Here is a 24,935-nt window from a genome sequence, read left to right on the forward strand (position 1 = left end):
CCGCCGCCCGTATCAGAGGCTGATACGGGCCGGGAGGCGTTCCACACGACCACGCGGGAGGTTTGTCGCCTCGTGCGTTCATCCCGTCACAGAGCGGGAAGAGGAGCGGTACGGCCCTCACGTTCGCACCCGCGGCCACGGCCTGGACCACGGCCCGCGCCGTCGGGGCTGGGCGGACGTGACCGCGAGGAGACGACGAGGGGGAGACGTGAGCGAGCCAGCGGACTCCGGCGAGCCGCCGCCGGAGCTGCGGTTGACGACCGCCGAGTGGGGGCTGTGGCAGGCCTTCCGCAACGGTACCCAGCACGACCTGCGCTGCGGCGAACCCGAACTGGACGACCCGAACGGCGACCACCCCTGGGGCCCCGAGCGCACCGTGCGGGCCCGGGTGATCGCGCTGCTGCTGCTGCACGGCCCTCCGCCGCTGCTGGGCCGGGTGGCCTCGCTCCACCTGACCGGCGCGTTGGTCACCGGCTGCCTCGACCTGGCGGGCGGCTCCGTCGAGCCGTACTTCGAGCTGCGGTCGTGCCGCTTCGAGGACGAGGTGCGGATGCCGGAGGCGCGGGTGAACACCGCGCGCTTCGTCGACTGCTACCTGCCACGCTTCGACGCGGCACGGCTGACCACCGACGGTGACCTGCACCTGCCCCGGTGCAGCATCCCGGAGGGCATCAAGCTGACGGACGCCACCATCGGCACCGACCTGCTGCTGAACGAGGCCACCGTCGGCAGCGGGCGGCGCACCCGCGCCATCGCCGCCGACGGCGTCCACGTCTCCCAGGAGCTCCAGGCCAGCCTGCTGGTCACCGACGGGCAGGTCAGCCTGCGCGGCGCCGCGGTCGGCAGCTCCCTGCACATGTTCGGCTCCGTCCTGCGCAACCCGCGCGGCCGCGTGGCCCTGTACGCGCCGCAGATGACCGTCGACCAGGTGGCCAGCTTCGCCGACGCGGGCCGCACCAACGCCCTCCAGCTCTACGGCGCCACCCCGCCGACCGGTACCCGCTACGACTTCTCCACCCAGGGCGGCACGAGGTGGAGGACCAAACACTTCGAGTGCACCGGCGGCATGGTGCTGGACGACGGGCGGTTCGGCTCCTCACTGGTGATCGACAACGCCCGGCTGGAGATGCAGCGGGACCAGGAGCTGTCGCTGCGGCGCATCACCACGCCGGAGCTGACCTTCACCCCGCAGCTGCCCGAGCGCGGCCTGGTCGTGCTCTCTGGGGCGGGTGTGGAGAAGCTGATGGACCGCGCCTCCAGCTGGCCGCAGGACCACCGGCTGTGGATGGCGGGCTTCACCTACGCGCACGCCATCCCCAAGGAAGGCCACTTCAACGTCCGCGAGCGGCTCCAGTGGATCAACGCGGCCACCGCCGAGTACGCGCCCGAGCCGTACGAACAGCTCGCGGCGATGTACCGCAACAGCGGCGAGGACACCAACGCGCGGATCGTGCTGCTGGCCAAACAGCGCCGCCGCCGGGAGACGCTGCCGCTGCCCGGCAAGGTGTGGGGCGTCCTGCAGGACTGGACGGTGGCCTACGGCTACCGCCCGGCCCAGGCCGCGCTGTGGATGGCCGTCCTGTGGCTGACCGGGGCACTGCTGTTCGAGGCGCACCGGCCGGCCGCGCTCAAGGACGGCGAGGCACCGCACTGGAACGCCACCCTCTACGCGCTGGACCTGCTGCTTCCCGTCATCTCCTTCGGACAGGACACGGCCTGGGATCCGGCGGGCGGCTACCAGTGGATCGCCGCCGTGCTGGTCCTCGCGGGCTGGGTGCTGGCCACGACGGTCGCCGCGGGCGCCACCCGGCTGCTGCGCCGCCAGTAGCCAGGGCCCCGCGGCCCCGCCGTCCGCGGCGGCGGCAGCGCACCCCCGCGGCAGCGGCCCGCGGCAGCGGCCCCGCGGCAGCGGCCCCGCGGCGGCGGTGGCGGGGCCGCGTAAGGGCCGCACGGGGGCCGCGCTGGGGCCGCACGGCGCACCAAGGCCCCCTTCGGCCGCCGGAGGCTTTAGGCTTACCCGTTGTGACAACCGCGCTTCCGCTCTTCCCCCTCAACTCGGTGCTGTTCCCGGGCCTGGTGCTGCCGCTGAACATCTTCGAGCCGCGGTACCGCGCGCTGATGCGTGACCTGCTCGCGCTTCCCGAGGACGCGCCGCGCCGCTTCGGCGTCGTCGCCATCCGGGACGGCCGCGAGGTCGCACCGACGGCCACCGGCATGCCCGACTCGGCGCCAGCGCAAGGCACCGACCCGACCGCGGGCTTCGGCCCTGACCCGATCAAGTCGTTCTACACCGTCGGCTGCGTCGCCGACGCCTCGACGATCCGCGAACGCGCCGCCGGACTCGGCGGGCCGGACGACGAGGACGAGAACGACGACGGGACGGCGGCCGACGCCGATCCGCGGGCCGCCAGCACGGGATACGAGGTGCTGGCCACCGGCACCACGCGCTTCCGGCTGCTGTCCGTGGACGCCTCGGGGCCTTATCTGACCGGCGAGATCGAGGAGTTGCCCGAAGAGGAGGGCGACGAGGCCGGCGCGCTGGCCTCCGGCGTGCTGCACGCCTTCCGCGGCTACCAGAAGCGGCTGGCCAGCGCCCGCGAGAGGACGCTTGCCGCCGGAGCGGAACAGGACCTGCCGGACGATCCGTCCGTCGTCTCCTACCTGGTCGCCGCCGCCACCGTGCTGGACACGCCCGCCAAGCAGCGGCTGCTCCAGGCGCCCGACACCGCGACCCGGCTCGCCGACGAGCTGAAGCTGCTGCGCAGGGAGACAGCCGTCATCGGCAAGCTGCCCTCGCTGCCCGCGGCCGACCTGACCAGGAACCCGACGAGCCAGAACTGACGAACCAGAACTGACGAGCGCCGGAGCGGCACACGTGGCGAGGAAGAACAGGCGGCAGGGGTCGGCGACCCCCGCGATCGTGGCCGCCACCGAGGCCGGGATCTCCTTCGAGACCCACGCCTACGAGCACGACGCGGCGGCCGCCTCCTACGGCGAGGAAGCCGCCGAGGCCCTCGGCGTGCCCGCGGAGCGGGTCTTCAAGACGCTGGTGGCCGAGGTCGACGGCGCCCTGACGGTGGCCGTCGTCCCGGTGTCGGCCTCGCTCGACCTCAAGGCGCTGGCGTCCGCCCGCGGCGGCAAACGCGCCGTCATGGCCGACCCGGCCGCCGCCGAGCGCACCACCGGATACGTACGCGGCGGCATCTCGCCGCTGGGCCAGCGCAAGCCGCTGCCCACCGTCCTGGACGCCTCAGCCGGGGAACACCCCACCATCTGCGTCTCCGCGGGCCGCCGCGGCCTGGAGATCGAACTCGCGCCGGGAGACCTGGCCGCGCTGACCGGGGCCGCGCTGGCCCCGGTGGCCCGCGCCTGAGGCCCACCCGGGGCCGGGCACCGGAACCCTTCCCCCGGGGAGGCAGCTGTGGCCCCGTCCGCGCCGTAGCTGTGGCCCCGTCCGCGCCGGGACTCAGCGCTCCCAGTCCTGGGGCTGCGCGGCCACCGCGTCGGGCGTCTCGCGGGGCCCGAACAGCGCGGTGGTCACCAGGTGCACGAGGGTCGCCGCGACCGGCCACGCCAACAGCATCCCGTAGGCGTGCAGTTCCAGCGGGGCGTCGAAGGTGGCGCCCTTGCCCGCGGCGCGCGCCGCGGCGGGCAGATCGGTTTCGGGGCCGAACCACACGCCGACCCGCCACGCCAGCACGGAGCCCAGCAGCCCGCCGAGCGCCAGGCCGACCACGAGGCCGACGCCCCCGCGCCTGCGCACCGCGAAGAGCACCAGGCCCGAGACCGCGCCGAAAGCCAGACCGAGCAGCGCGAAGACGCCCTCGGCACCGATGGCCTGCTCGCCCTCCGGTTCCTTGAACAGGACGACCTCGCCGTTGTTGTAGAGCGGCACCCGGGGAGCCAGCCACAGCCACAGCAGGCCCATCGCGATCCCGAGGACGGCGACGGCCACCGCGCACACGGCGGCCTCCCGCAGCTCGCGCCGGACAAGGGGTCCGCCCGCACCGCCGTAGCCCGCCTCCGCGCCGTACGGAGGCGTCGGCTGCGGCGCCGCGGGACCGGTGCCGGGCTGTTCGCCCGGCACCGCCCTGGGCGATCCGGCGTGCGGGTGGTCGGGGTCGTGCTCAGAGGGCGTCGGTACGGTCACGGGGCCATCGTGCCAGGCCCGTGCGGTGCGGGCGGCCCCGGCCCTCGCGGCCGCGCGCCCCCAGGGCGTCAGCGGGTGGCCGCCCACCGGTAGGCGCGGGTGGCGACGGCGAGGGACAGCACCCCGACGGCGGCACACACCCCGAGGTCGACCAGGACGCTGCCCCAGTCGGGGTGCGCCTCGAAGGTGTGCGCGAAGGCCTCCACGCCGTACGTCGACGGCAGCAGGTCCCGCGCCCACCCCACGACCGTCGGCAGCCCGCTCCCCGGCAGCACGCCCAGCAGCAGCGCCGCCGACATCCCCAGCTGGCCCCCCAGCGTCGCCAGCTCGGGACGCGGCGCCAGCAGCCCCAACGCGGCGCCGAGACCCGCCAGCGCCGCCCCGGCCAGCGGCACCACGGCGACGAGCACCCACAGCCCGCTCAGCGGCAGTTGGAAGAGCAGACTGCCCACCACCGCGGTGACCGCCACACCGGGCACCGTGAACGACGCGTACGCGGCCGCTGCGCCCAGCACCACGGAGGCGGCGGGCACCGGCAGCGTCGCGTAGTGGTCCAGGCCGCCCCCGGCGCGCAGCTGCCCGAAGTACTGGGCCAGCAGATTGAGCGCCACGAACGCGACGACCAGCACGCTCGACCCGGCCACGACGGCACGCGCCTCCGCACCGCCGTCCACCACGCCGCGCAGCAGGATCATGATGCCCAGCGACTGGAACGTCGCCACGAACAGCAACGGGATCCGCGCCACCCGCGCCCGCGAGAGCTGCGCCCGGTAGACCGCGCCCAACGCGGGCCACCACCGCGCCTTCGGCGCCAGGGGCACACAGCCCAGGGGTGCGGCGGAGTGCGGGGGATGCTGGGGAGGGGTCGCCGCTTCGGCGGATGGCGGTGCCGCTTCTTCGGGGCCTGCCGGCGTCCGGGCCGGCCGCGCCGGTTCCGGCGCGGTCTCGTCCGTGTGCCGGCCGTCCGCCGTGTCCGCCGTCGTTCTCATCCGAGCTCGCTCCTGACATCCCGCGCGCCGGGCCGCATCGTCCCGTGCCACCTCGTCGCTCCGCCTTCCGCCCGCGCACCGGACCGCCGGAGACGGGCGTCGCGGCCCGGCGCCGGTGCGCGTCCGTGGCCGTGGCCGTGGCCGTGGCCGTGGCCGTCGCGGACGGTGCGGGCCGCCCTCACGCCTTCACCAGCCCCTCGGCGCCGCTCTGGCCCGCCGGGCGGCCGCCGAGCGCCACGTAGACGTCCTCCAGGCTCGGGGTGGCGAGCCGGAAATCGTCCAGGGCGGGGAAGGCCGGGCCCCCGGTGACCAGCGTGACCGCCTCGCGGGCGCGAGCGGGCGGCAACCGGAGCGTCCAGCGGCGGCCGGAGACGGCCGCCTCGGCGGCGAGCGCGGCGATGCCGGGCAGCTCCACGGGGGCCCGCTCACGCCACACCAGTTCCAGCCGCACCTCGTCACCGACCGCGGCCTTGAGCCCGCCCGGCGTGTCGCAGGCGATGACCCGGCCCCTGTCCAGCACGGCGACCCGGTCGAGCACGGTCTCGGCCTCGATCACGTTGTGGGTCACCAGCAGCACCGTCGCGCCGCGCTCGGCGCGGCGGCGGTCGACGGCGGCCCACACCGCGCGCCGGGCGTGCGGGTCCATGCCGGTGGTCGGCTCGTCCAGCACCAGCAGGGGCCGGTCCCCCACCAGCGCGGCCGCCACGCACGCCAGCCGCCGCTGGCCACCCGACAGCTTCTTCAGCGCGCGGCCCGCCAGCTCCTCGAGGCCCAGCTCCGCGAGGATCTCATCGCGCGCGGCCCGCGCCGCGGCCAGGGGCATCCCGCGCAGTCTGGCGGTGGTCTCGGCGGCGAGGGAGACGGTCAGCTCGTCCAGCGCGGTGGACTCCTGGCCCAGGTACGCCAGCAGCCGCGCGGCTCGCTCGGGGTGGCGGACCAGGTCGTGTCCGAGCACCTCGACGGCGCCCGCGTCGGGCCGCAGCAGACCGGTCAGCTGCCGCACGAGGGTCGACTTGCCGGCTCCGTTGGGCCCGAGCAGCCCGAAGATCTCGCCGCGGCGCACGTCGAGGCAGACCTCGTCGGTGGCGCGTACGGCGGGCACCGCGGGCGTCCCGCGCCGGGCCCGCACCGCCGGGTACGTCTTGACCAGGCCCTCGACTCGCACGGCGGGCACGGGCTCACCCATGCGCGTCCTCGCGCCTGTCACCGAGCTGTCCTCCGCCCGCCGTGTGCCCGTATCCACGACCTATGAGGGTACGCGTCCCGGTTCCGCCGCCGGGTTCCGGGCCCGCCCGTCACCGCCGGCGGACGCCGGGCCGACCGTCTGACGTGCTCAGTCGGCGGCCGGAGTGGACCGCGGGGCCTCGGCCGAGGCCCCGGTGCGGGCGTCGACCTCGCGCCAGAACCCCGCACGGATCGCGTAGCGGTCGTGTTCGTCGATCTGGTCGTCCTTGTGCGCGAGCAGCCCGAACCGCGCGGCGTAGCGCAGCAGTTCACCGTCGATGCGGTGCGGGATGCGCGGGTACTCCTCCGAGAGCCGGCCCAGGGGCGCGTCGCTGGTCAGCCGCTCGATCCAGCGGCGCGCGAACACCTGCCCGACCTCGTAGGGATCGCCGCTGACCGCCGTGATGTCCTCCTCGCGGTCCGCCCAGCGCTGCTCTGCGGAGGTGAGCTGGGCCAGCATGGGCAGCGCCGCCGTCTCCGGCGGCTCGGCCTGCGCCGCCCGCTCGACCCACCCCCGGTCCGAGGACCAGCGCAGCGTCGCCGCCGGCGGCGGTCCCGGCACGGGGCCCGCGTGCTGCCCGTGCCGGCCGAGATCCGCGAGGTCCTTGGGTGTGGGCACCCCCTCGGCACGGTGCGGCGCGCCGCCGGGCCCGGGATCCTCCTGGACCGCCTCCGTCTCCGGCTGCGGCTCCGCTCCTGCCGGTGCCGCACGCTCCTGCGGCCCGACGGGTTGCGGCCCTGCGGCGGGCGGCGCGGGCGCGGGGGCGCGGCGCTCGCCCGCGCCGTCCCCGTTCTTGCCGGTCTCCGGCAGCGGCGCGGCCAGGATGGCGGCGATCTCCGGGCGCGGCGCGGGCTGCGGCGCGCAGGTGCCGCTCGGGTCCTTGGCGCGCACGACGGGGGTGATCCAGTTGCGGTCCAGCACCCGCCGCTCGTCCGCCTCCGCGACCAGGTCCTCGGACTGGTTGTAGTCGCCGTCGGCCGCCTGCACCGCCCACAGGTGGACGGCCACCCCGTGCTCCTTGGCGGACATCAGCCCGGGCAGCAGGTCGCCGTCGCCGGTCACGAGCACGATGTCGGAACAGGCCCGGTTGCGGGCGAGTTCCGTCAGCTCGGCGTGCATGGCCGCGTCCACGCCCTTCTGCGCCCACCGTCCGTCACTACGCGTGAGCGCACCCAGCCGTACCGTGACCCGGGGCATCACCCGGAGCCTGCGGTGCTCGGGCTGCGGCACGCGGTCCGGCGCGCCGTCGAACCAGTAGATACGCAGCAGAGCACACTGCGTGTCGGCCTCCGCCTGCCGGCGCAGGGCCTGGATCAGCCCCGAGTGATCGACACTGATCCGGGAGCGGGTCGGCTCCCCGGCCAGCAGGCTGGCGGCGGCGCCCAGCAGGTAACCGGCGTCCACCAGGACGACGCAGCGGTCCACGACGTTCCACCCACTCTCGGTCATGACCTACAGCCGAGGCCCTGCCTTCGCGTGCTGGCCGTTCCCCGTGTCCTTCGGGTCTGCTCCGAGTCTGCCCGACCGCAGCGGGGTTATCAGCCCGACCTCGATCATCGGCGTGGCGCCGTCACCGGCAACCCCCCTTCGGCAATTGTCCGAAATGCAGAGCTATTACCGATATGCAAGGCTGAATTGACAGACCGCGCACCGGGCGGAACACCGCCCCAGGAGGCGAGCATGGCCAAGAACGCCAAGAACGCCGGGAACGCCAAGAACACAGAGCGCCAACAGACCAGCCGACAGGGACGCACGGCGGAGCAGCGGCAGCAGGAACAGGAGAGGGCACGCGCCGACGACGAGCGGGCGACCACCGGCGACGTGGCCCGCAAGGGCAAGCAGCGCCGCTTCGGCCACAACTGAGCCACCACACCCGGCCGTTACTCGCCGCCCGGGGGCGCGGGCCCCCGGGCGGCGAGCGGTCAGCCGGCCAGGCAGGACGGGCCCAAGAGCTCCTTGAGGTCACCGAAGAGGGCCGGGTCGGGCGTCACCCGGTGGCGGTCGAGCCGGAGCACCGTCGTCGTGCGAGCGCCCTGCAGGCGCACCCGGACCTCGCTGCCGCCGCGGTGCTGCGTGAGCACGTACCCCAGCTTCTCCACCAGCGGCGGCGTCACCTTCACGGTCGGGATCGTGATGGTGATGGGCGCGGAGGCGGACGCGTCGCTGAGATCGGGAATCATCAGCTCCATGGCCACGAGCCGGGGCACGTCCTCGCGCTTGTCCAGGCGGCCCTTGACGAACACGATGGCGTCCTCCACCAGCTGTGTGGAGACCAGCTGATAGGTCGCGGGGAAGAACATGCAGTCGATGGAGCCGGCCAGATCCTCGACCGTCGCGATGGCCCAGGCGTTGCCCTGCTTGGTCATCTTCCGCTGAAGCCCCGAGATGATGCCGCCGATGGTGACGATGGAGCCGTCCGAGTAGTCGCCGCCGGTCAGCTGGGCGATGGCCGCGTCCGCCTTGTCGTTCAGCACGTGTTCGAGGCCGAAGAGGGGGTGGTCGGAGACGTACAGTCCGAGCATCTCGCGCTCCTGCGCGAGCAGATAGGTCTTGTCCCACTCCTCCTCGGAGAACTGCACGTCGAGACCGAAGCCGGGCCCGGAGTCCGCCGCGTCGCCGCCGAGGTCGCCGAAGAGGTCGAACTGGCCCTCGGCCTCCTTGCGCTTGACCTGCACCACGTTGTCGATCATCGGCTCGAACTGGGCGGTCAGGCCCTTGCGGGTGTGGCGCATCTCGTCGAAGGCGCCGGCCTTGATCAGGGACTCGACGGTGCGCTTGTTGCAGACGACGGCCTCGACCTTGTCCAGGAAGTCGGGGAACGAGGTGTACTTGCCCTTGGCCTTGCGGCACTTGACGATCGAGTCGACCACGTTCTGGCCGACGTTGCGCACGGCGGTGAGCCCGAAGACGATCGTGGAGTCGTCCTGCGAGGTGAAGTTGGCCTCCGACTCGTTCACGTTCGGCGGCAGCACCTTGATGCCCATCTTGCGGCACTCGTTGAGGTAGACCGCCGACTTGTCCTTGTCGTCGCGCACCGAGGTGAGCAGCGCCGACATGTACTCCGCCGGGTAGTTGGCCTTCAGGTAGGCCGTCCAGTAGGTGACCAGGCCGTAGGCGGAGGAGTGCGCCTTGTTGAAGGCGTAGCCGGCGAAGGGGACCAGCACGTCCCAGACGGCCTGGATGGCGCCGTCGGAGTAGCCGTTGTCCCGCATGCCCTTCTGGAAGTTCACGAACTCCTTGTCGAGAACCTCCTTCTTCTTCTTGCCCATCGCGCGGCGGAGCAGGTCGGCCTGGCCCAGCGAGTAGCCGGCGAGCACCTGGGCGGCCTTTTGCACCTGCTCCTGGTAGACGATGAGGCCGTGGGTGATGTCGAGGACCTCCTTGAGGGGTTCCTCGAGCTCCGGGTGGATCGGGGTGACCTCCTGCTGGCCGTTCTTGCGCAGGGCGTAGTTGATGTGGCTGTTCATGCCCATCGGGCCCGGGCGGTAGAGCGCGGAGACGGCGGAGATGTCCTCGAAGTGGTCGGGCTTCATCATGCGCAGCAGGGAGCGCATGGGGCCGCCGTCGAACTGGAAGACGCCGAGGGTGTCGCCCCGGCACAGCAGCTCGAAGGTCTTGGGATCGTCGAGCGGGAGGTCCAGCAGCTTGAGGTCGACGTCCTTGTTCTTGCGGATCATCTTGACCGCGTCGTCCATGATGGTGAGGTTGCGCAGCCCCAGGAAGTCCATCTTCAGCAGGCCCAGCGACTCGCAGCTGGGGTAGTCCCACTGGGTGACGACTGTGCCGTCGTTCTTCGGGGAGAAGATCGGCGCGTGGTCGATGACCGGCTCGCTGGACATGATCACGCCCGCCGCGTGCATGCCCATCTGGCGCACCAGGCCCTCGATGCCCATGGCCGAGTCGATGACCTTCTTGACGTCCGGCTCGTTCTCGTACATCCCCCGCACCTCGCCCGCCTCGCTGTAGCGGGGGTGGTTGGGGTCGGTGATGCCGGACAGCGGGATGCCCTTGCCGAGGACGTCGGCCGGCATGGCCTTGGTGATGCGGTCGCCCATCGCGTACGGGTAGCCGAGCACGCGGGAGGCGTCCTTGATGGCGGCCTTGGCCTTGATGGTGCCGTAGGTGCCGATCATGGCGACCTTGTCGGCGCCGTACTTCTCCGTCACGTACCGGATGACGTCGCCGCGCCTGCGCTCGTCGAAGTCGATGTCGACGTCGGGCATGGTGATGCGCTCGGGGTTGAGGAACCGCTCGAAGATCAGCCCGTGGGTGACCGGGTCGAGGTCGGTGATGCCCATGGCGTAGGAGACGATCGAGCCCGCCGCCGAGCCGCGCCCCGGGCCGACCGCGATGCCGTTGTCCTTGGCCCAGTTGATGAAGTCGGCGACCACGAGGAAGTACCCCGGGAAGCCCATGTCGATGATGACCTTCATCTCGTAGTCCGCCAGCTCCTGGCGGTCCTGCGGGACCCCGCCAGGGTAGCGGCGGGCCATGCCGCGCCGCACCTCCTCCTTGAACCAGGAGATCTCGTCGTACCCCTCGGGCACGTCGAACTTCGGCATCAGGTTCTTCGGCTCGAACATGCCCTCGGTCTCGATGCGCTCGGCGACCAGGAGCTGAGTGTTGCGGCAGCCGGACTGCCAGGCGTCCGAGGAGTCGATGCCGTACATCTCCTCGGCGGACTTGAGGTAGTAGCCGGCGCCGTCGAAGCTGAAGCGGTCGGGATCGGAGAGGTTGCTGCCCGTCTGGATGCACAGCAGGGTGTCGTGCGCCGCGGACTCGCGCTCGTAGGTGTAGTGCGAGTCGTTGGTGACGATGAAGGGCGCGTCGATCTTCCGCGCGATGCGCTCCAGGCCGTCCCTGGCCCGCTTGTCGATCTCGATGTTGTGGTCCATCAGCTCGACGAAGAAGTTGTCCTTGCCGAAGATGTCCTGATACTCCCCGGCGGCCTTGAGGGCCTCGTCCTCCATGCCGAGCCGGATCTTGGTGCTCACCTCTCCCGAGGGGCAGCCGGTGGTCGCCAGCAGCCCGTCGGCGTACTCGGCCAGCAGCTCGCGGTCCATACGGGGCTTGCGGAAGAAGCCCTCCAGGCTGGCGCGGGACTGGGCGCGGAAGAGGTTGTGCAGCCCGGTGGCGTTGCGCGCCCACATCGTCATGTGCGTGTAGGCGCCGTTGCCCGAGACGTCGTCCCGCTTCTGGTGGGGGGTGCCCCACTTGACCGGGCGGGTGTTCCTGCGGTGGTCGGGGGCGAGGTAGGCCTCGATGCCGATGATCGGCGTGACCCCGGCGTCCTTCGCGGAGTGGAAGAAGTCGTAGGCCCCGTGCAGATTGCCGTGATCGGTCATCGCGATGTGCGACATGCCCATCTCGTTGCACGCGGCGAACATGTCCTTGAGCCGGGCGGCGCCGTCCAGGAGCGAATACTGCGTGTGCACGTGCAGATGCGTGAAGGGCTGCTCACTCACGGCGAAGGCCACCTCCGGGCGCGGGTCTTTGGGGGCGAATGAGGAGTCTACGACCCGGCACCGACAACCCGCCGACGAACCACCCGCTCCCCCGCGCCGACACCCGCCGGTGCGGCCGCACGCGCGGGACATCCGCTCGCACGGGGGTACGCCGGACATCCGCCGGCACGGGGGTACGCCGGACATCCGCTGGCACGGGCGTACGTCGGGCACTCGCCGGCGCGGGCGTACGTACGGACTCCGCTCGCGCGGCCGTACGCCCCGGGCACCCCCGCGCGCGGGCGTACGTTAAGGCGGACAGCACAGACCCACCGACCGCACCGACGGAGCGCACACATGACCAAGGCAGGCCAGGCAGCAGAGCGCGGCGAGACGATCCTGGAGGTCTTCGAGACCGCCTTCGGCGATCTCCTCGCCGCCGACCCGGCGGCCTTCCAGACGAAGTTCCGCAAGATGGCCGCCTCCGCCTTCGCCTTCTACCGGGGCACGGCCTGCCTGTTCTACGCTGACCTGCACGAGGGCAGGGACAGCGGCCCCTTCCTGAACGAGCGCACCAGCCGGGTGTGGATACACGGCGACCTGCACGCGGAGAACTTCGGCACCTACATGAACGCGCAGGGCCGCCTGCTGTTCAACGTCAACGACTTCGACGAGGCGTACGTCGGCCCCTTCACCTGGGACCTGAAGCGGTTCGCCGCCTCGGTGGCGCTGCTGGGCTACAGCAAGGCGTTCAGCGACACGCAGATCACCTCGCTGGTGACCACCTACGCCGACGCCTACCGCGACCGCATCCGCGCCCTGCTCTCCGGCGCCTCGGAGAGCGAGCCGCCCGCCCTCACCCTGGACACGGCGCGCGGTCCCGTGCTGGACGCCCTGCACTCCGCCCGCGCGAACACCCGCTTCGGGCTGCTGGGCACCATGACCGAGATCCGCGACTGGGAGCGCCGCTTCACCCCGGGCGGCGGCTCCATCGAGCTGGACAAGGCGACCAGGGAGACGGTCCTGGAGGCCTTCGACGCGTACCTGGAGACGCTGCCGCGCCACGAGGGCCGCGAGCGGCACGGCGCGCACCGGGTCAAGGACGTGGTGGGGCGGCGGGGCATCGGCATCGGCAGCGCGGGCCTGCCCTCGTACAACATCCTGCTGGAGGGCCACAGCGACGCGCTGGAGAACGACCTGGTCATCTACATGAAGCAGGCGCAGACCCCGGCGGTCTCGCAGCACATCACCGATCAGGCGGTGCGCGACTACTTCCGGCACGAGGGGCACCGTACGGTCATCTCGCAGCGCGCCCTCCAGGCGCACGCCGACCCGTGGCTGGGCTGGACGGAGCTGGGCGGAGCGGGCCAGCTGGTGGCGGAGGTCTCCCCGTACGCGGTGGACCTGGACTGGTCGGACCTGTCGGACCCGGAGGAGATCGGGCAGGTCACCGCCGACCTCGGGCGGGCGACGGCGACGATGCACGCGGCGGCCGACGAGGCGGAGAGCGGCCACAGCCTGGTGCCGTTCTCCACCGAGCAGGCGATCGACGAGGCGATCTCGCGGGACGAGGACGGCTTCCGCGCGATGCTGGTCGACTTCGCGCACTCCTACGGCGCCACCGCCCGCCGCGATCACCAGATCTTCGTCGACCTGTTCCGCAACGGCCGGATCGCCGGGGTCTGAGCCCACGCCAGGACCGCCGGTGCCCGAGCGCCGCCCGCCGCCGGCGGCGGCTCGGGCGCCATGCCGGGCGTTCCCGAACATCCCGGGCGCCCGGCGGCCCGTGAAACGGACGGGTCGGCGACCTTTAGGGACCGCTTACACGTCCTCGTGGCACACTCGGTCATCATGGGTGCGGTAGGCATACGAACAGCGCGGGCGGGGCTCTTCACGGCCCTGTGCGTCGCGCTGTCCTGCGGCTCGCACGTGCTGCTGTCCGGCGCCCCCGTCCCGCTGCGCCCGCTGCTGGCGGTCTCGGCCCTCGTCTTCGTCCTGGCGTTCGCCCTCGCGGGCCGCGAGCGCGGCTTCGGCCGGATCGCCGCCGCTCTCATCCCGCTGGAGCTGGCGGCCGACACGGTCTTCACCACCGGGCAGCACGCCTGCTACGGGCAGGCCGGCGGTCCCGTGACGGGGCCGCTGCGCTCCGTGGGCGTGGACCTGCTGTGCGGCGGCGGCAACGTCGGCACCCCGCTGGCGCGGATGGCCGCGCGCGGCGCCGACACCGGCGCGTACCCGCTGGGTGTCCACGGCGTGCCCGGTGCCGCGCTGCCGTGGCTGCTGCTGGCCGCGCACGTGTGCGTGGGCCTGCTGGCCGCGCTGTGGCTGCGGCGGGGCGAGGCGGCCCTGGCCCGGCTGCTGCGGGCGGTCGCCGCCACCGCCTTCCGTCCGCTGTGGTGCGCCGTGACCGCCTGCCACACCGCCTCCGGTGGTACGGGGCCGGCCAGCGCGGCACGCCCGCACCCCACACCCGCGCCCCACGCGCTGCCGCTGCTGACGCACTCTGTGCACCGTCGCGGCCCGCCCGCGCTCACCGCCGCCCCGGCGGCCTGAGCACGGTCGGGTTTCCTTTCGCGTACGGACATCACGGAGAAGAGAAGAACACTCATGAGCAAGCGCAACAGCCCCGAAGCCAAGCGTGCGGCCCGCGAGCGGCTGCGGGTCGAGCGGGAGAAGCAGGCCAAGAAGGAGCGCACCCGGCGGCAGTTGCTGGTCGCCCTGACGGTGGTCGGTGTGCTGGTCGTGGTGGCCGGCATCGGCGTCGCCGTCGCCAAGCTGAACGGCAAGGACTCCAGCGGCGACGACATGGCCGTCACCACGGGCGGCGCCAAGGCCGAGAAGACCATCGACGTCTACGAGGACCTGCGCTGCCCGGCGTGCGCCAGCTTCGAGCAGGCCATGGGTGAGCAGTTGCAGAAGGGCGCGGACGACGGCAAGTACAAGCTGCGCGTCCACCTCGGCTCGATCATCGACGACAACATGGGCGGCTCGGGTTCGAAGAACGCCGCCCGCGCGCTGGGGGCCGCCAAGGCGGTGAGCATGGACGCGTTCGTCGAGTACAAGCACCAGCTCTACTCGAAGAAGTGGCACCCCGAGGAGCAGGACGACAAGTTCGCCGACAACGCCTACCTGCTCAAGGTCTCCGACGAGGTCCCCGCCCTGAAGGACAACAAGAAGTTCGAGAAGGCGGTCGAGTCCAAGAAGTACAACAAGTGGGCCAAGGACATGATCGCCAGCTTCAACGGCGCCGAGATCCAGGGCACTCCGACCGTCAAGATCGACGGTGAGCAGGTGCAGCCGCAGGACCTGCCGGGCAAGCTCAAGGACATGGGCGTCGACGTGAAGACGGGCGGCAAGGAAGAGAAGAAGTAACGCACCGGCGCCGCGAGGGTGTTCTTCGCCCTCGCCGGCGCGGGTCGAGGGGCGGACCGCCACGTGTGCGCGGTCCGCCCCTCCTCGCACGCGTACGGCGGTCCGCACACTGAGCGGTCCGGTGCCCGTACGCTGTGCGCATGACTGGGGGAGGGCATGGCAGGCCCGGCGATGTCGTCGACGGCCGCTTCGAGCTGCTGGAACGGCTGGGTGCCGGGGGCATGGGCACCGTGTGGCGGGCGCGGGATACCGCGCTGGATCGCGAGGTGGCGCTCAAGGAGGTGCGGCAGCCCGCCCTCGGACCCGGCCCTGACCCGGACGAGGCGCAGGCGGCGCCCGAGGGGCCCGGCGCCGGCGCGCCGCGGGAGCGGGTGCTCAGGGAAGCGCGCGCGCTGGCCCGGCTCAGCCATCCGCACGTGGTGACGATCCACCACATCGTGGACGCGGGGCCCTGCCCGTGGCTGGTGATGGAGCTGGTACGCGGCCCCTCCCTCGAACAGCGGCTGGCTAGCGGGCCGTTGGAGCCGCGGGAGGCGGCGCGGCTGGGCCGCGAGGTGCTCGCCGCGCTGCGCACCGCGCACGCGGCGGGCGTCCACCACCGTGACGTCAAGCCGGGCAACGTCCTGCTGCGCGAGGACGGTTCCGCCGTCCTCACCGACTTCGGCATCGCGGCGCTCCAGGGCTCCGCCACGGTGACGGCGACCGGCGAGTTCCTTGGCTCCCCCGAGTTCGTCGCCCCCGAACGGGTGCGCGGCGTCGAGGACGACCCGGCCGGCGACCTGTGGTCGCTCGGGCTGACGCTCTACGTCAGCACCGAGGCGCACAGCCCGCTGCGCCGCGCCACCACGCTGGCCACCATCGCCGCCGTCCTCGACGACCCGGTGCCGCCGCCGGTGCGCAGCGGGGCGCTCGGCCCGGTACTGGAGGCGGTGCTCGTGCGGGACCCGGCCGCCCGGCCGACCGCCGAGGCCCTGGAGCGGATGCTGGCCGACGTCGCCGAGGGGCGTGCGGCGACGCCCTACCTGCCGACCGAGACGTCGATGCCGGTACGGAGCCCCTCCGCGTTGCCTCCGGGGACGGTGGCTCCCGGGACAGCCCTTTCCGGTACGGGTCCTTCCGCTACAGACCCTTCCGGTACGCATCCTTCTCCGGCGACGCGCCCCGGCGCGGTCCCGACCGGCACCGCCGCGCAGGGCGGGTCCGGCGCGGCCCCGGCCGCCCACGGCCCGGGCGGGGCCTCCCGCGCAGGGCACCGTCTTGGACGTGTCCCGCTGGTGGTGGCGGCCGCCCTCGTGGCGGCGGGCCTCGTCGCTGCCGGGATCTTCGTGCTCACCCGGCCCGACGGGACGGGGAACTCAGCCGACGACGCGCGCTCCCCGCTCCGCACCCCGACGGCGACCGACGCCGGCGACCGCTCCCCCGGCTCCGGCCCGTCCGACGCGGAGACCGCTCCCGGCCGCGAGAGCCGGAAGCCGGCCGACAAGGGGACGAAGAAGGCGGAGGACCCCGCGAAGGGACCCACCGCCGGCCCGGCCGCCCCCGAGAGGCAGGGCCCGGGCGACAGGTGGGTGGCCCAGCTGGGTTCGGTCGCCAAGTCGGAGGGGGTCGCGGCGCGCGAGAAGATGCGGGCCTCCCTCAGCCGCAAGGTGCCCGTCGTGCGCCACGTCGACAGCGACCGGTTCGCCTCCCTGCGCTCCGGCTACTGGATGTTCTACGCTCCCGGCCCGCCGGGCGGCTTCGCCAGTGGCCGGGCGGCAGCCGACTGGTGCGGCGAGCGGGGGCTGGCCTCCTCGAACCAGTGCGTGGGCCGGTACGTCAGCGACGACCCGGCCGACCGCGTGCACATCTGCTCCCCGGACAAGAGCCGGGGCACGGGCCGCTGCCGGCGGTGAGGCCGCAGGGCTACAGGGCTACAGCGTCTCCAGGAAGCCCAGCGCGGTGCGCCAGGTGGCCTCCGCCGCGTCCTCGTCGTAGTCGTCCAGCGAGGCGTGGGTGTACAGGTGCCCCACGCCGGGGTGGCGGTGGACCTCGACGTCGGCGCCGGCGCGCTGCATGCGCAGATACCAGGCGGTGAGCCAGTCGTGGGGCTCGAAGGCGTCCGGGTCGCCGACGTGGAGCTGGACGGGGAGGTCGTCGACGGCGGCGTCCTCGGGGATGTCGGACGTCCCCGAGAAGAGCAGGAGGCCCCGGGCCTTCTCGTCGGCCAGCGCGAGGGTCTGGGCGACGGAGCCGCCCAGGGAGAAGCCGGCGTAGACCAGCCCCCGGTCCAGGAGCGGGGCCGTGGCGGTCACGGCCCGCCGCAGCAGCTCGTCGCGGTCGGGGCTGCCCTCCTTCTCCCGCATCCGCATGCCCTCCTCGACCGAGGCCGCGGTCGCGCCCTCGAACAGGTCGGGGGTGACCACCTCGTGCCCCGCCGCGCGCAGCCGCTCGGCCGCGGCGTGCACGTCCGCCGTGAGCCCGCACACGGAGTGGAACAGGACGATCGATACGGGTGCCACTGGATGTCACTTCCTTCACAAAGGGCCGGGGTGAGCGCCCTGGAGCCGGTTACTCCACATGGTGCCAGGTACGGTCGTCGGTGGCCTGGACGGCCGCGTGCACGGGTGTGCGCACGGCCGTCGCCCCCGGCGCGCGGCGCCCGCGGGGTCCCCTAGGAGAAAGGCGACCATGGAGAACGTGCTCCGGCCCGTCATCGTCTTCGGTGGCGCGATCGTGCTGTCGTACGTACTCGCCTGGGCCCTCGACCGCCTGCTGGTCCGCCTCGACGCCCGGCACCCGGAGACCCCGATGTGGGGCCTGCTGCGCAGTGGCCGTGTCCCCTTCAACGCGGTGCTCTTCGTCGCGCTGGTCAGCGGCTTCTTCGACTCCACCCATCTGGCCAAGGACCACAGGGAAGGGGTCGACCTGTGGCTGACGATCATCACGATCGCGGCCTCGGCCTGGCTGATCCTGCGGATCGTCGCCGCGATAACCGAGACGATCGCCGCCCGGTACGCGGGCGCCACCCACGACCCGGCGCGCGGCCGGCGGGTGCGTACGCAGCTGACGCTGATCCGGCGGCTGATCACCGCCGTGGTGACGGTGATCGCGGTCGCGGCCGTGCTGCTCCAGTTCCCCGGCATGAAGACGTTCGGCACCTCGATGCTGGCCTCGGCCGGTGTGCTGGGCATCGTCGCCGGTATCGCGGCACAGTCCACGCTGGGCAACCTGTTCGCGGGACTGTCGATCGCCTTCGGGGACATGGTGCGGATCGGCGACGAGGTGGTGGTCGACGGCGAGATGGGCACGGTGGAGGAGATCACCGTCTCCTACCTGGTGATCTTCACCTGGGACGAGCGCCGGATCACCATGCCGGTCTCGTACTTCACCAACAAGCCGTTCGAGAACTGGTCGCGCGGCGGTCCCCAGATGACCGGCACCGTCTACCTCCAGCTCGACCACGCGGCGCCCGTCACCGAGCTGCGCGCCAAGGCCGAGGAGCTGGTACGGGCGAGCGACGAGTGGGACGGCCGCAGCTGGAGCCTGGTCGTCACCGACACCACCCCCTCCACGATCGAGGTACGGGTCGCCATGACGGCGCGCTCCTCGGGCGACCTGTGGACGCTGCGCTGCTCGGTGCGTGAGCAGCTGCTGGCCTGGCTGCACGACAAGCACCCCGAGGCGCTGCCGGGCATCCGGATCACCTCCCCGCAGGAGAAGACGCTCTGACCCGCCCCCGGGTGCGGGATCGGTTCACACGTCCCTCGGGCCCGGGCCGCACACGTCCCTCGGGCCCGGGCCGGCCGGGGGACCTGCCCTGAGGTGGGCCGCACGGGCCCCCGAGGGCGTTCACGCGGGTGAGGTCACGCGCCGCGGAAGCTGCGGACGTCGAGCTGGTGCAGCACGCGGTCCACGACCTCCGGGTCCACCCCGGCCTCGCCGCGCGCGGCGATCACCTCGTGGCGGGCGGCGGACAGCAGCTCGCCGTTGAGGCGCCGCATCTTCTGCAGCCGGTCCACGCGCTTGCGGTGGGCGGCCCGGCGCTCGTCGTCGACGATGTCGGGAGAGATCCGCGCCCCCATGTCCCAGACCCTCCTGGCCAGCGCCTCGGAGACCTCTTCGGGCAGGTCCTCGACCTCCTCGATCTCCCTCAGCCGCTTGCGGGCCGCCTTGGCCACCCGTACCGCCAGCTGCCGCTCGACCTCGCGCTCCGCGGCGCTGTCGGCCTGGACGTTCAGCCGGTTGACGAGCCACGGCAGGGTCAGCCCCTGGAAGACGAGCGTGACGAGGACGACGGCGAACGCGATGAAGATGATCGCCTCGCGCCCGGGGAACGCGCCGCCGCCCGCCTCGGGCTCCAGGCTCAGCGGCACGGCCAGCGCCAGCGCGACCGACGCCACTCCGCGCATCCCCGACCACCACACGACGACGGTCTCGCGCCAGTTGCGCGGAATGTCCTCGTCCAGGTCCTTGCGCTGGTGCAGCCGCTGGGCCAGCCACGCGGTCGGCAGCAGCCACAGCAGCCGCAGCACCACGACGACGCCGACGACCGCGCCCGCGGCGGGCAGCAACTGGCGCCACTCCTGCTGGACCGTGCCGAAGATCGTGTGCAGTTCCAGTCCGATCAGCCCGAAGGCGATGCCGGTGACCAGGGTGTCCACGATCTGCCAGAACGTCTGTCCGGCGAGCCGGCCCTGCACGTCGTCCGCGTCCACGGCGTGCCCGGAGGCCAGGTAGAGCGCGGTGATCAGCACGCCGAGCACGCCGGAGCCCATCAGCTCCTCGGCGAGCACGTAGGAGGCGAAGGGCACCAGCAGGGTCAGCCCGGTCTGGAGGGTGGCGTCGCCGAGGTAGCTCATGAGCTTGTTGGCGAGCCAGCCGAGCCCCAGCCCGACGGCGACCGCGACCACGCCGGAGAGCACCAGCTCGCCCGCGGCGACCGGCAGGGAGAAGGAGCCGGTGACGGCGGCCGCGATCGCCACGTGGTAGAGGGTGATGGCCGTCACGTCGTTGAACAGGCCCTCGCCCTCCAGCGCCGAGACCAGACGGCGGGGAAGGCCCACGTTGCCGGCCACGGCGGTGGCCGCGACCGGGTCGGGCGGTGCGACCAGGGCGCCCAGCGCCACGGCACCGGCGAGGCCGAGCCCGGGCACCAGCGCGTTGGCGACGGCGGCCACGGCGGCGGTGGTGACGAAGACCAGCGCGACCGCCATCAGGAAGATCGGTCTCTTGTTCGCCGCGAACTGGCGCCATGAGGTGCGCTGGGCCGCCGCGTAGATCAGCGGCGGCAGCACCAGCGGCAGGATGTACTCGGGCGGCAGCGAGACGTTCGGGATGGAGGGGACGACCGCCAGCACGCCGCCGAACAGGGTCATCAGCACCGGCGAGGGCAGGTTGAGCTTGTCCCCGAGCGGGACCATGACGACGGCGGCGAGCAGCAGGGCGAAGAAGAGTGCGAGCTGATCCATCGGTCAGGAGCTCTCCGCCCGCACCCGGTCGAGCGCCACCTGGAGGTCGTCGGGGTAGGAACTCTCGTACTCGACCCAGCGCCCGTCGCCCGGGTGTTCGAACCCGAGGCGTACGGCGTGCAGCCACTGCCGCTCCACCCGCAGCCGCTTGGCCAGCTTCGGATCGGCGCCGTAGGTGAGATCACCCACACACGGATGCCGGTGCGCGGCCATGTGCACCCGGATCTGGTGGGTGCGGCCCGTCTCCAGCTTGATGTCGAGCAGGCTGGCGGCCCGGAACGCCTCGATCAGGTCGTAGTGCGTCACCGAGGGCTTGCCCTCCGAGGTGACCGCCCACTTGTAGTCGTGCTGCGGATGGCGGCCGATGGGCGCGTCGATGGTGCCGCTGAGCGGATCGGGGTGGCCCTGGACCAGCGCGTGGTACCGCTTGTCGACGGTACGTTCCTTGAACTGGCGCTTGAGCAGCGTGTACGCCCGCTCGGACTTGGCGACGACCATCAGCCCCGAGGTGCCCACATCCAGCCGGTGGACGATGCCCTGGCGCTCGGCGGCACCGGAGGTCGCGATGGTGTAGCCGGCGGCGGCCAGCCCGCCGATGACGGTGGGGCCGCTCCAGCCGGGGCTCGGATGCGCGGCGACACCGACCGGTTTGACGATCACCACGATGTCGTCGTCGTCATGGACGATCTCCATGCCCTCGACGGGTTCGGCCACGATCCGCACCGGCTGCGCCTGCTGGGGCATCTCCACCTCGAGCCACGCGCCGCCCTGTACGCGGTCCGACTTGCCCGCGGGCGCCCCGTCGAGCAGCACCTTCCCCTCAGCGGCCAGCTCCGCCGCTTTGGTCCGCGAGAAGCCGAACATCCTGGCGAGCGCGGCGTCGACGCGCTCACCCTCCAGGCCGTCGGGTACGGGCAGGGTCCGGGTCTCAGGAAGCGTGCTCACCTGATCGAGTATGCCGGACACACCCGTACGGCCCGCACGCCCGCACCCGGGCGCTCCCTCACCCGCGCGGCTCACCCGGGGGTGCGGCGCCCCTGCCGCGAGCGGACGGTGTCACCACGGACAGCCCTTGAGCCCCGGGGTCGGCGAGCTTATGCGGAGGGATCAGCCGATGACGCCGCGCAGGACACCGAAGCGCCCCGCCCTGGCCGTGGTCACAGCTTTGGCGACAGCGTGCCTCACCCTCGTTCCCGTCCCGGTCGCGGCCGCCCAGGGCATCTCGGGGCCGTGCGCGATAGCGTCCGGCTCCGGCACCGACGAGGGGCCCCTCGGGGCGGGCTACGTCCGGCCGCGCGGGCACAAGCGCGCGCTGATGCTGATGGTCGACTTCCCCGACCACCCCGCCACCACCCCGGCCGGCGAACGCGCCCGCTTCTTCTCCCGGTACGGCGACCGCTTCCTCGACCGCGCCTCGTTCGGCAAGTACCGCCTGGAGACCGCCCCCAGCGCGGACTGGATACGCATGCCGCGGCCGTGGTCCTCCTACGGGATCACCCGCGGCATCCCCACAGGCCTGATGCGCGGTTACGTCCAGGACGCGCTGGAGGCCGCGCAGCGCCAGGGCACCGACGTGCGCGGCGCCGACCTGGTCTTCGTCGTCGCCGACAGCAACGTCCCCGCGCCGCCCACCGTCTCCCAGGCCCACACCTTCGAGGGACTGCGGGCGGGCGGCACCCCGGTGCACGGCGCCGCCCTCATCTTCGGCCGCGCCTCCGACTCGGCGCTGTGGCAGCGCGGCAACTTCGTCCACGAGGCCAACCACCTCTACGGGCTGCCCGACCTCTACAACGTCTCCCAGAACGCCTCGGTCGAGTACGCGGGCGGCTGGGACACGATGAGCATGGCCGGGATATCCGACCTGCTCGGCTGGCACAAGTGGAAGTTCGGCTGGCTGGACCGCTCCCGCGTCGGCTGCGTCACCGCGCCCGGCACCAGCGAGCACACCCTCTCCCCCGTCAGCGGCCGGAACGCGGGCATCACCGTCGTGCGGACCGGCAGCCACAGCGCCATCGTCGCCGAGGCCCGTACCCGCACGGGCCTGGACCGGGACATCTGCGCGGAGGGCGTCCTCGTCTACACCGTCGCCTCCAGCACGCCCACGGGCGAGGGTCCCGTCCGGGTGGTCGACTCCCGGCCGCACAGCGGCGGCGGTCCCGCCTGCGCCGACCGGCTGCCCACCGAACTCGCCGAGATGTCCGACGCGCCGTTCACGCCGGGCGAGAGCCACACCTTCCGCGGCGGGGTGCGCATCACGGTCACCGAGGCGACGCACGACGGCTACCGGATACGGGTGCACGTACCCGACCGCGAGAAGTGACGCCCGACGGGAGCGGGCGCGGCCGCGGGCCCGCTGCGACGGGCGGGAGGCGGGGAACGCCGGAAGCAGGGGGCGGGGACGGCGGCGGGTCAGTCGCGGTGGACGGTGCCGTCCGGGTCGAGACCGCGGAAGGAGAGCAGCACGATCAGGACGCCGCCGCAGACGATGGCCGAGTCGGCGAGGTTGAAGACCGCGAAGTGCTTGGGGGCGATGAAGTCCACCACGGCGCCCTGGAAGACGCCGGGCGCGCGGAAGATCCGGTCCGTCAGGTTGCCGCAGGCGCCGCCCAGCAGCAGCCCCAGCGCGATGGCCCACGGGGTGCTGTAGAGCTTGCGTGCGAGGCGGGCGATCACGACGACGACGGTCGCCGCGATGACCGTCAGCACGATCGTCAGCGCCTCGCCCACGCCGAACGCCGCGCCGGCGTTGCGGATGACGTTGAGCTGGAGCCAGGAGCCGAGCACCTCGATCGGTGCGTGGTTCTCCAGCTCGGCGACCACCACCAGCTTGCTGACCAGGTCCAGCACGAGGGCGAGCGCCGCCACCGCGACCAGCACGGGGATCCGGCGCCTGCCCCTGGCGGGCGCGGGCGACTGCCCGGCCTCGCCCGGCTGTTCGTCACCCCGCTGCTCGTCACCCTGCTGTGCGTCGTCCTCGGCCACACCGGCCGCGCGGTCGTCGGGGCCCTCGCCGGTCCGGTCCACCTCAGTCACGCCTTGAGGGTACGACATCCGGGCCTGACGCGGGTCATCGGCGGTCAGCGGCGCTCCTGCTTCTGCTTGCACTCCACGCACAGCGTCGCCCTGGGGAACGCCTGCATCCTGGCCTTGCCGATCGGCTTGCCGCAGTTCTCGCACAGGCCGTAGGTGCCCGCGTCCAGCCGCTCCAGGGCCCGCTCGGTCTGGTACAGCATCTCGCGGGCGTTGGCGGCCAGCGCCATCTCGTGCTCGCGGGTGATGTTCTTGGTGCCGGTGTCGGCGTCGTCGTCGCCCGCGCCGTCACCCGAGTCGCGCATCAGCCCGTTGAGCGCCTCTTCCGCCGAGGCGATCTCGTGCTTGAGGCGGGACACCTCCTCGCGCAGCCCGGAGCGCGCCTCCTCGACCTCTTCGGGGGACCAGGGGTCCTCGCCCGGGCGGACGGGCAGCTCCCCGGGGGCGGCGGGCCCTGTGCCGGTCCGCGCCGAGGGCACCGCCTCGGCCTGCGCCTTGGACGTCTTCTTCGCAGCCACCGTCTCAGCTCCCGTCGTGTTCTGCGCGGCCTGTCCGGCGGGCGCCTGGTGAGTGTCGCCCGGCCGGTCCGCGGCCGCGTCGGCCGCTGTCACTTCCGCCGCGGCCTCGGGTGCCGCGGGCCGTTCCCCCGCGGCCTTCTTCGCCGCGGCCTTCTTCGCCGGAGCCTTCGCCGGTGCCTTCTTCACCCCCGCCTTCCTGGCCGCCGTCTTCTTTTCCCCCGCCTCCCCGCCGGGAACCTTCTTGGCCGCCGCCTTTTTCGTGGCTTTCTTCGCCGCCGCCTTCTTCGCCACCTTCTTCGCGGCCCTCTCCTCCGCCACCATGACCGCGACCCCTTCACATTTTGTGATCTTGCTCGCGAAACGTGACCGGAACGATAAATCGACTTCAAGCGCACGGCAACGGGGCACGCCGGTCTGCATCCGTTGTGCCCCGCCCGGCCGGTCGAAAACCGCTCCGCCGCCCCGCGCGGAGCCCCGTACACTGGGGGTGGCGTGAGGCGATGAAGGGGACGAGTAACCCCGTAGGCAGCCCCAAGCGATCCGGGGACGGTGGGAGCCCGGAGGCGAGCGCGGTGTGAAGATCACCCCGGAGCCGCCGGAAGAAAGCTCCACGGACACCCTCCGGGAGCGAGTAGACCCGGCAGCGCTGCCCCAATGAGGGGGCGGAGGGCCGCTCCGGCCCGCCGCCAAGGAGGGTGGTACCGCGGGTTCGCCGCCGCAAGGCAGCGCGCTCGTCCCTCCGACGGTAATGAAGGCGCAC

At 72.8% G+C, this 24,935-nt stretch carries 20 protein-coding genes; 10 read left to right on the forward strand and 10 right to left on the reverse strand.

Annotation, left to right across the window (positions count from 1 at the left end; all coding sequences use genetic code 11):
* The first annotated feature begins 208 nt into the window (after window positions 1–208).
* The 3 genes from MMF93_RS08385 (at window position 209) to ybaK (ending at window position 3,373) form a co-directional block, all read left to right on the forward strand.
* Complete coding sequence (locus MMF93_RS08385) at window positions 209–1,828, forward strand: oxidoreductase (RefSeq protein WP_242750572.1); 1,620 nt, start codon at window positions 209–211, stop codon at window positions 1,826–1,828.
* 194 nt (window positions 1,829–2,022) lie between these two features.
* Window positions 2,023–2,841 (forward strand): LON peptidase substrate-binding domain-containing protein, encoded by an 819-nt coding sequence (locus MMF93_RS08390; RefSeq protein ID WP_242750573.1) that lies wholly within the window; start codon window positions 2,023–2,025, stop codon window positions 2,839–2,841.
* Between the two features lie 34 nt (window positions 2,842–2,875).
* Window positions 2,876–3,373 (forward strand): Cys-tRNA(Pro) deacylase, encoded by a 498-nt coding sequence (ybaK, locus tag MMF93_RS08395; RefSeq protein WP_242750574.1) that lies wholly within the window; start codon window positions 2,876–2,878, stop codon window positions 3,371–3,373.
* A gap of 93 nt (window positions 3,374–3,466) precedes the next feature.
* Here ybaK and MMF93_RS08400 read toward each other — a convergent pair whose 3' ends face one another.
* The 4 genes from MMF93_RS08400 to MMF93_RS08415 form a co-directional block, all read right to left on the reverse strand.
* Entirely contained in the window at window positions 3,467–4,150 is a 684-nt protein-coding gene (locus tag MMF93_RS08400; RefSeq protein WP_242750575.1) for a hypothetical protein, read from the reverse strand.
* 68 nt (window positions 4,151–4,218) lie between these two features.
* Window positions 4,219–5,139: an ABC transporter permease gene (locus MMF93_RS08405; RefSeq protein WP_242750576.1), complete on the reverse strand. Its 921-nt coding sequence runs from the start codon at window positions 5,137–5,139 to the stop codon at window positions 4,219–4,221.
* Window positions 5,140–5,317: 178 nt separating this feature from the next.
* Complete coding sequence (locus MMF93_RS08410; RefSeq protein ID WP_114022707.1) at window positions 5,318–6,325, reverse strand: ABC transporter ATP-binding protein; 1,008 nt, start codon at window positions 6,323–6,325, stop codon at window positions 5,318–5,320.
* A gap of 147 nt (window positions 6,326–6,472) precedes the next feature.
* The gene (locus MMF93_RS08415; RefSeq protein WP_242750577.1) at window positions 6,473–7,813 is read right to left on the reverse strand and encodes an NYN domain-containing protein; all 1,341 of its coding nucleotides are present in this window, start codon (window positions 7,811–7,813) and stop codon (window positions 6,473–6,475) included.
* Window positions 7,814–8,044: 231 nt separating this feature from the next.
* Between MMF93_RS08415 and MMF93_RS08420 the strand changes: the two genes are divergently transcribed.
* Window positions 8,045–8,227, forward strand: coding sequence for a hypothetical protein (locus tag MMF93_RS08420; protein WP_242750578.1), 183 nt, complete (start codon window positions 8,045–8,047; stop codon window positions 8,225–8,227).
* 59 nt (window positions 8,228–8,286) lie between these two features.
* Here the strand turns inward: MMF93_RS08420 and dnaE are convergent, their stop codons facing one another.
* Window positions 8,287–11,829: a DNA polymerase III subunit alpha gene (gene dnaE / locus MMF93_RS08425; RefSeq protein WP_242750579.1), complete on the reverse strand. Its 3,543-nt coding sequence runs from the start codon at window positions 11,827–11,829 to the stop codon at window positions 8,287–8,289.
* 336 nt (window positions 11,830–12,165) lie between these two features.
* Between dnaE and MMF93_RS08430 the strand changes: the two genes are divergently transcribed.
* The 4 genes from MMF93_RS08430 (at window position 12,166) to MMF93_RS08445 (ending at window position 17,072) form a co-directional block, all read left to right on the forward strand.
* Window positions 12,166–13,494: a DUF2252 domain-containing protein gene (locus MMF93_RS08430; RefSeq protein ID WP_242750580.1), complete on the forward strand. Its 1,329-nt coding sequence runs from the start codon at window positions 12,166–12,168 to the stop codon at window positions 13,492–13,494.
* A 165-nt stretch (window positions 13,495–13,659) separates the two neighbouring features.
* The gene (locus tag MMF93_RS08435) at window positions 13,660–14,361 is read left to right on the forward strand and encodes a hypothetical protein (RefSeq protein WP_242750581.1); all 702 of its coding nucleotides are present in this window, start codon (window positions 13,660–13,662) and stop codon (window positions 14,359–14,361) included.
* Window positions 14,362–14,415: 54 nt separating this feature from the next.
* Window positions 14,416–15,180 carry a thioredoxin domain-containing protein gene (locus MMF93_RS08440; RefSeq protein ID WP_242750582.1) on the forward strand — a complete coding sequence of 255 codons (765 nt, stop codon included), beginning with the start codon at window positions 14,416–14,418 and terminating at the stop codon, window positions 15,178–15,180.
* Between the two features lie 140 nt (window positions 15,181–15,320).
* Complete coding sequence (locus MMF93_RS08445; protein ID WP_242750583.1) at window positions 15,321–17,072, forward strand: serine/threonine-protein kinase; 1,752 nt, start codon at window positions 15,321–15,323, stop codon at window positions 17,070–17,072.
* 18 nt (window positions 17,073–17,090) lie between these two features.
* On the opposite strand, the gene MMF93_RS08450 is transcribed toward MMF93_RS08445, so the two are convergent.
* Window positions 17,091–17,678, reverse strand: coding sequence for a dienelactone hydrolase family protein (locus tag MMF93_RS08450; RefSeq protein WP_242750584.1), 588 nt, complete (start codon window positions 17,676–17,678; stop codon window positions 17,091–17,093).
* A 169-nt stretch (window positions 17,679–17,847) separates the two neighbouring features.
* On the opposite strand from MMF93_RS08450, the gene MMF93_RS08455 reads away from it, so the two are divergent.
* Window positions 17,848–18,888, forward strand: coding sequence for a mechanosensitive ion channel family protein (locus MMF93_RS08455; RefSeq protein WP_242750585.1), 1,041 nt, complete (start codon window positions 17,848–17,850; stop codon window positions 18,886–18,888).
* Window positions 18,889–19,022: 134 nt separating this feature from the next.
* On the opposite strand, the gene MMF93_RS08460 is transcribed toward MMF93_RS08455, so the two are convergent.
* Together MMF93_RS08460 and MMF93_RS08465 are read right to left on the reverse strand one after the other, a co-directional pair.
* Window positions 19,023–20,627: a Na+/H+ antiporter gene (locus MMF93_RS08460; protein WP_242750586.1), complete on the reverse strand. Its 1,605-nt coding sequence runs from the start codon at window positions 20,625–20,627 to the stop codon at window positions 19,023–19,025.
* Between the two features lie 3 nt (window positions 20,628–20,630).
* On the reverse strand, window positions 20,631–21,572 hold the full coding sequence (locus MMF93_RS08465; protein ID WP_242750587.1) for an RluA family pseudouridine synthase: 942 nt from the start codon (window positions 21,570–21,572) through the stop codon (window positions 20,631–20,633).
* Between the two features lie 169 nt (window positions 21,573–21,741).
* Between MMF93_RS08465 and MMF93_RS08470 the strand changes: the two genes are divergently transcribed.
* Complete coding sequence (locus tag MMF93_RS08470) at window positions 21,742–22,947, forward strand: metallopeptidase domain-containing protein (RefSeq protein ID WP_242750588.1); 1,206 nt, start codon at window positions 21,742–21,744, stop codon at window positions 22,945–22,947.
* An 89-nt stretch (window positions 22,948–23,036) separates the two neighbouring features.
* On the opposite strand, the gene lspA is transcribed toward MMF93_RS08470, so the two are convergent.
* On the reverse strand, window positions 23,037–23,660 hold the full coding sequence (gene lspA / locus MMF93_RS08475) for a signal peptidase II (RefSeq protein WP_423835375.1): 624 nt from the start codon (window positions 23,658–23,660) through the stop codon (window positions 23,037–23,039).
* 44 nt (window positions 23,661–23,704) lie between these two features.
* Window positions 23,705–24,496, reverse strand: a complete 792-nt coding sequence (locus MMF93_RS08480; protein ID WP_242750589.1) for a TraR/DksA family transcriptional regulator — start codon at window positions 24,494–24,496, stop codon at window positions 23,705–23,707.
* Between the last annotated feature and the right edge of the window lie 439 nt (window positions 24,497–24,935).

It is taken from the genome of Streptomyces tubbatahanensis (assembly GCF_022699385.1).
Classification (GTDB): domain Bacteria; phylum Actinomycetota; class Actinomycetes; order Streptomycetales; family Streptomycetaceae; genus Streptomyces; species Streptomyces diacarni.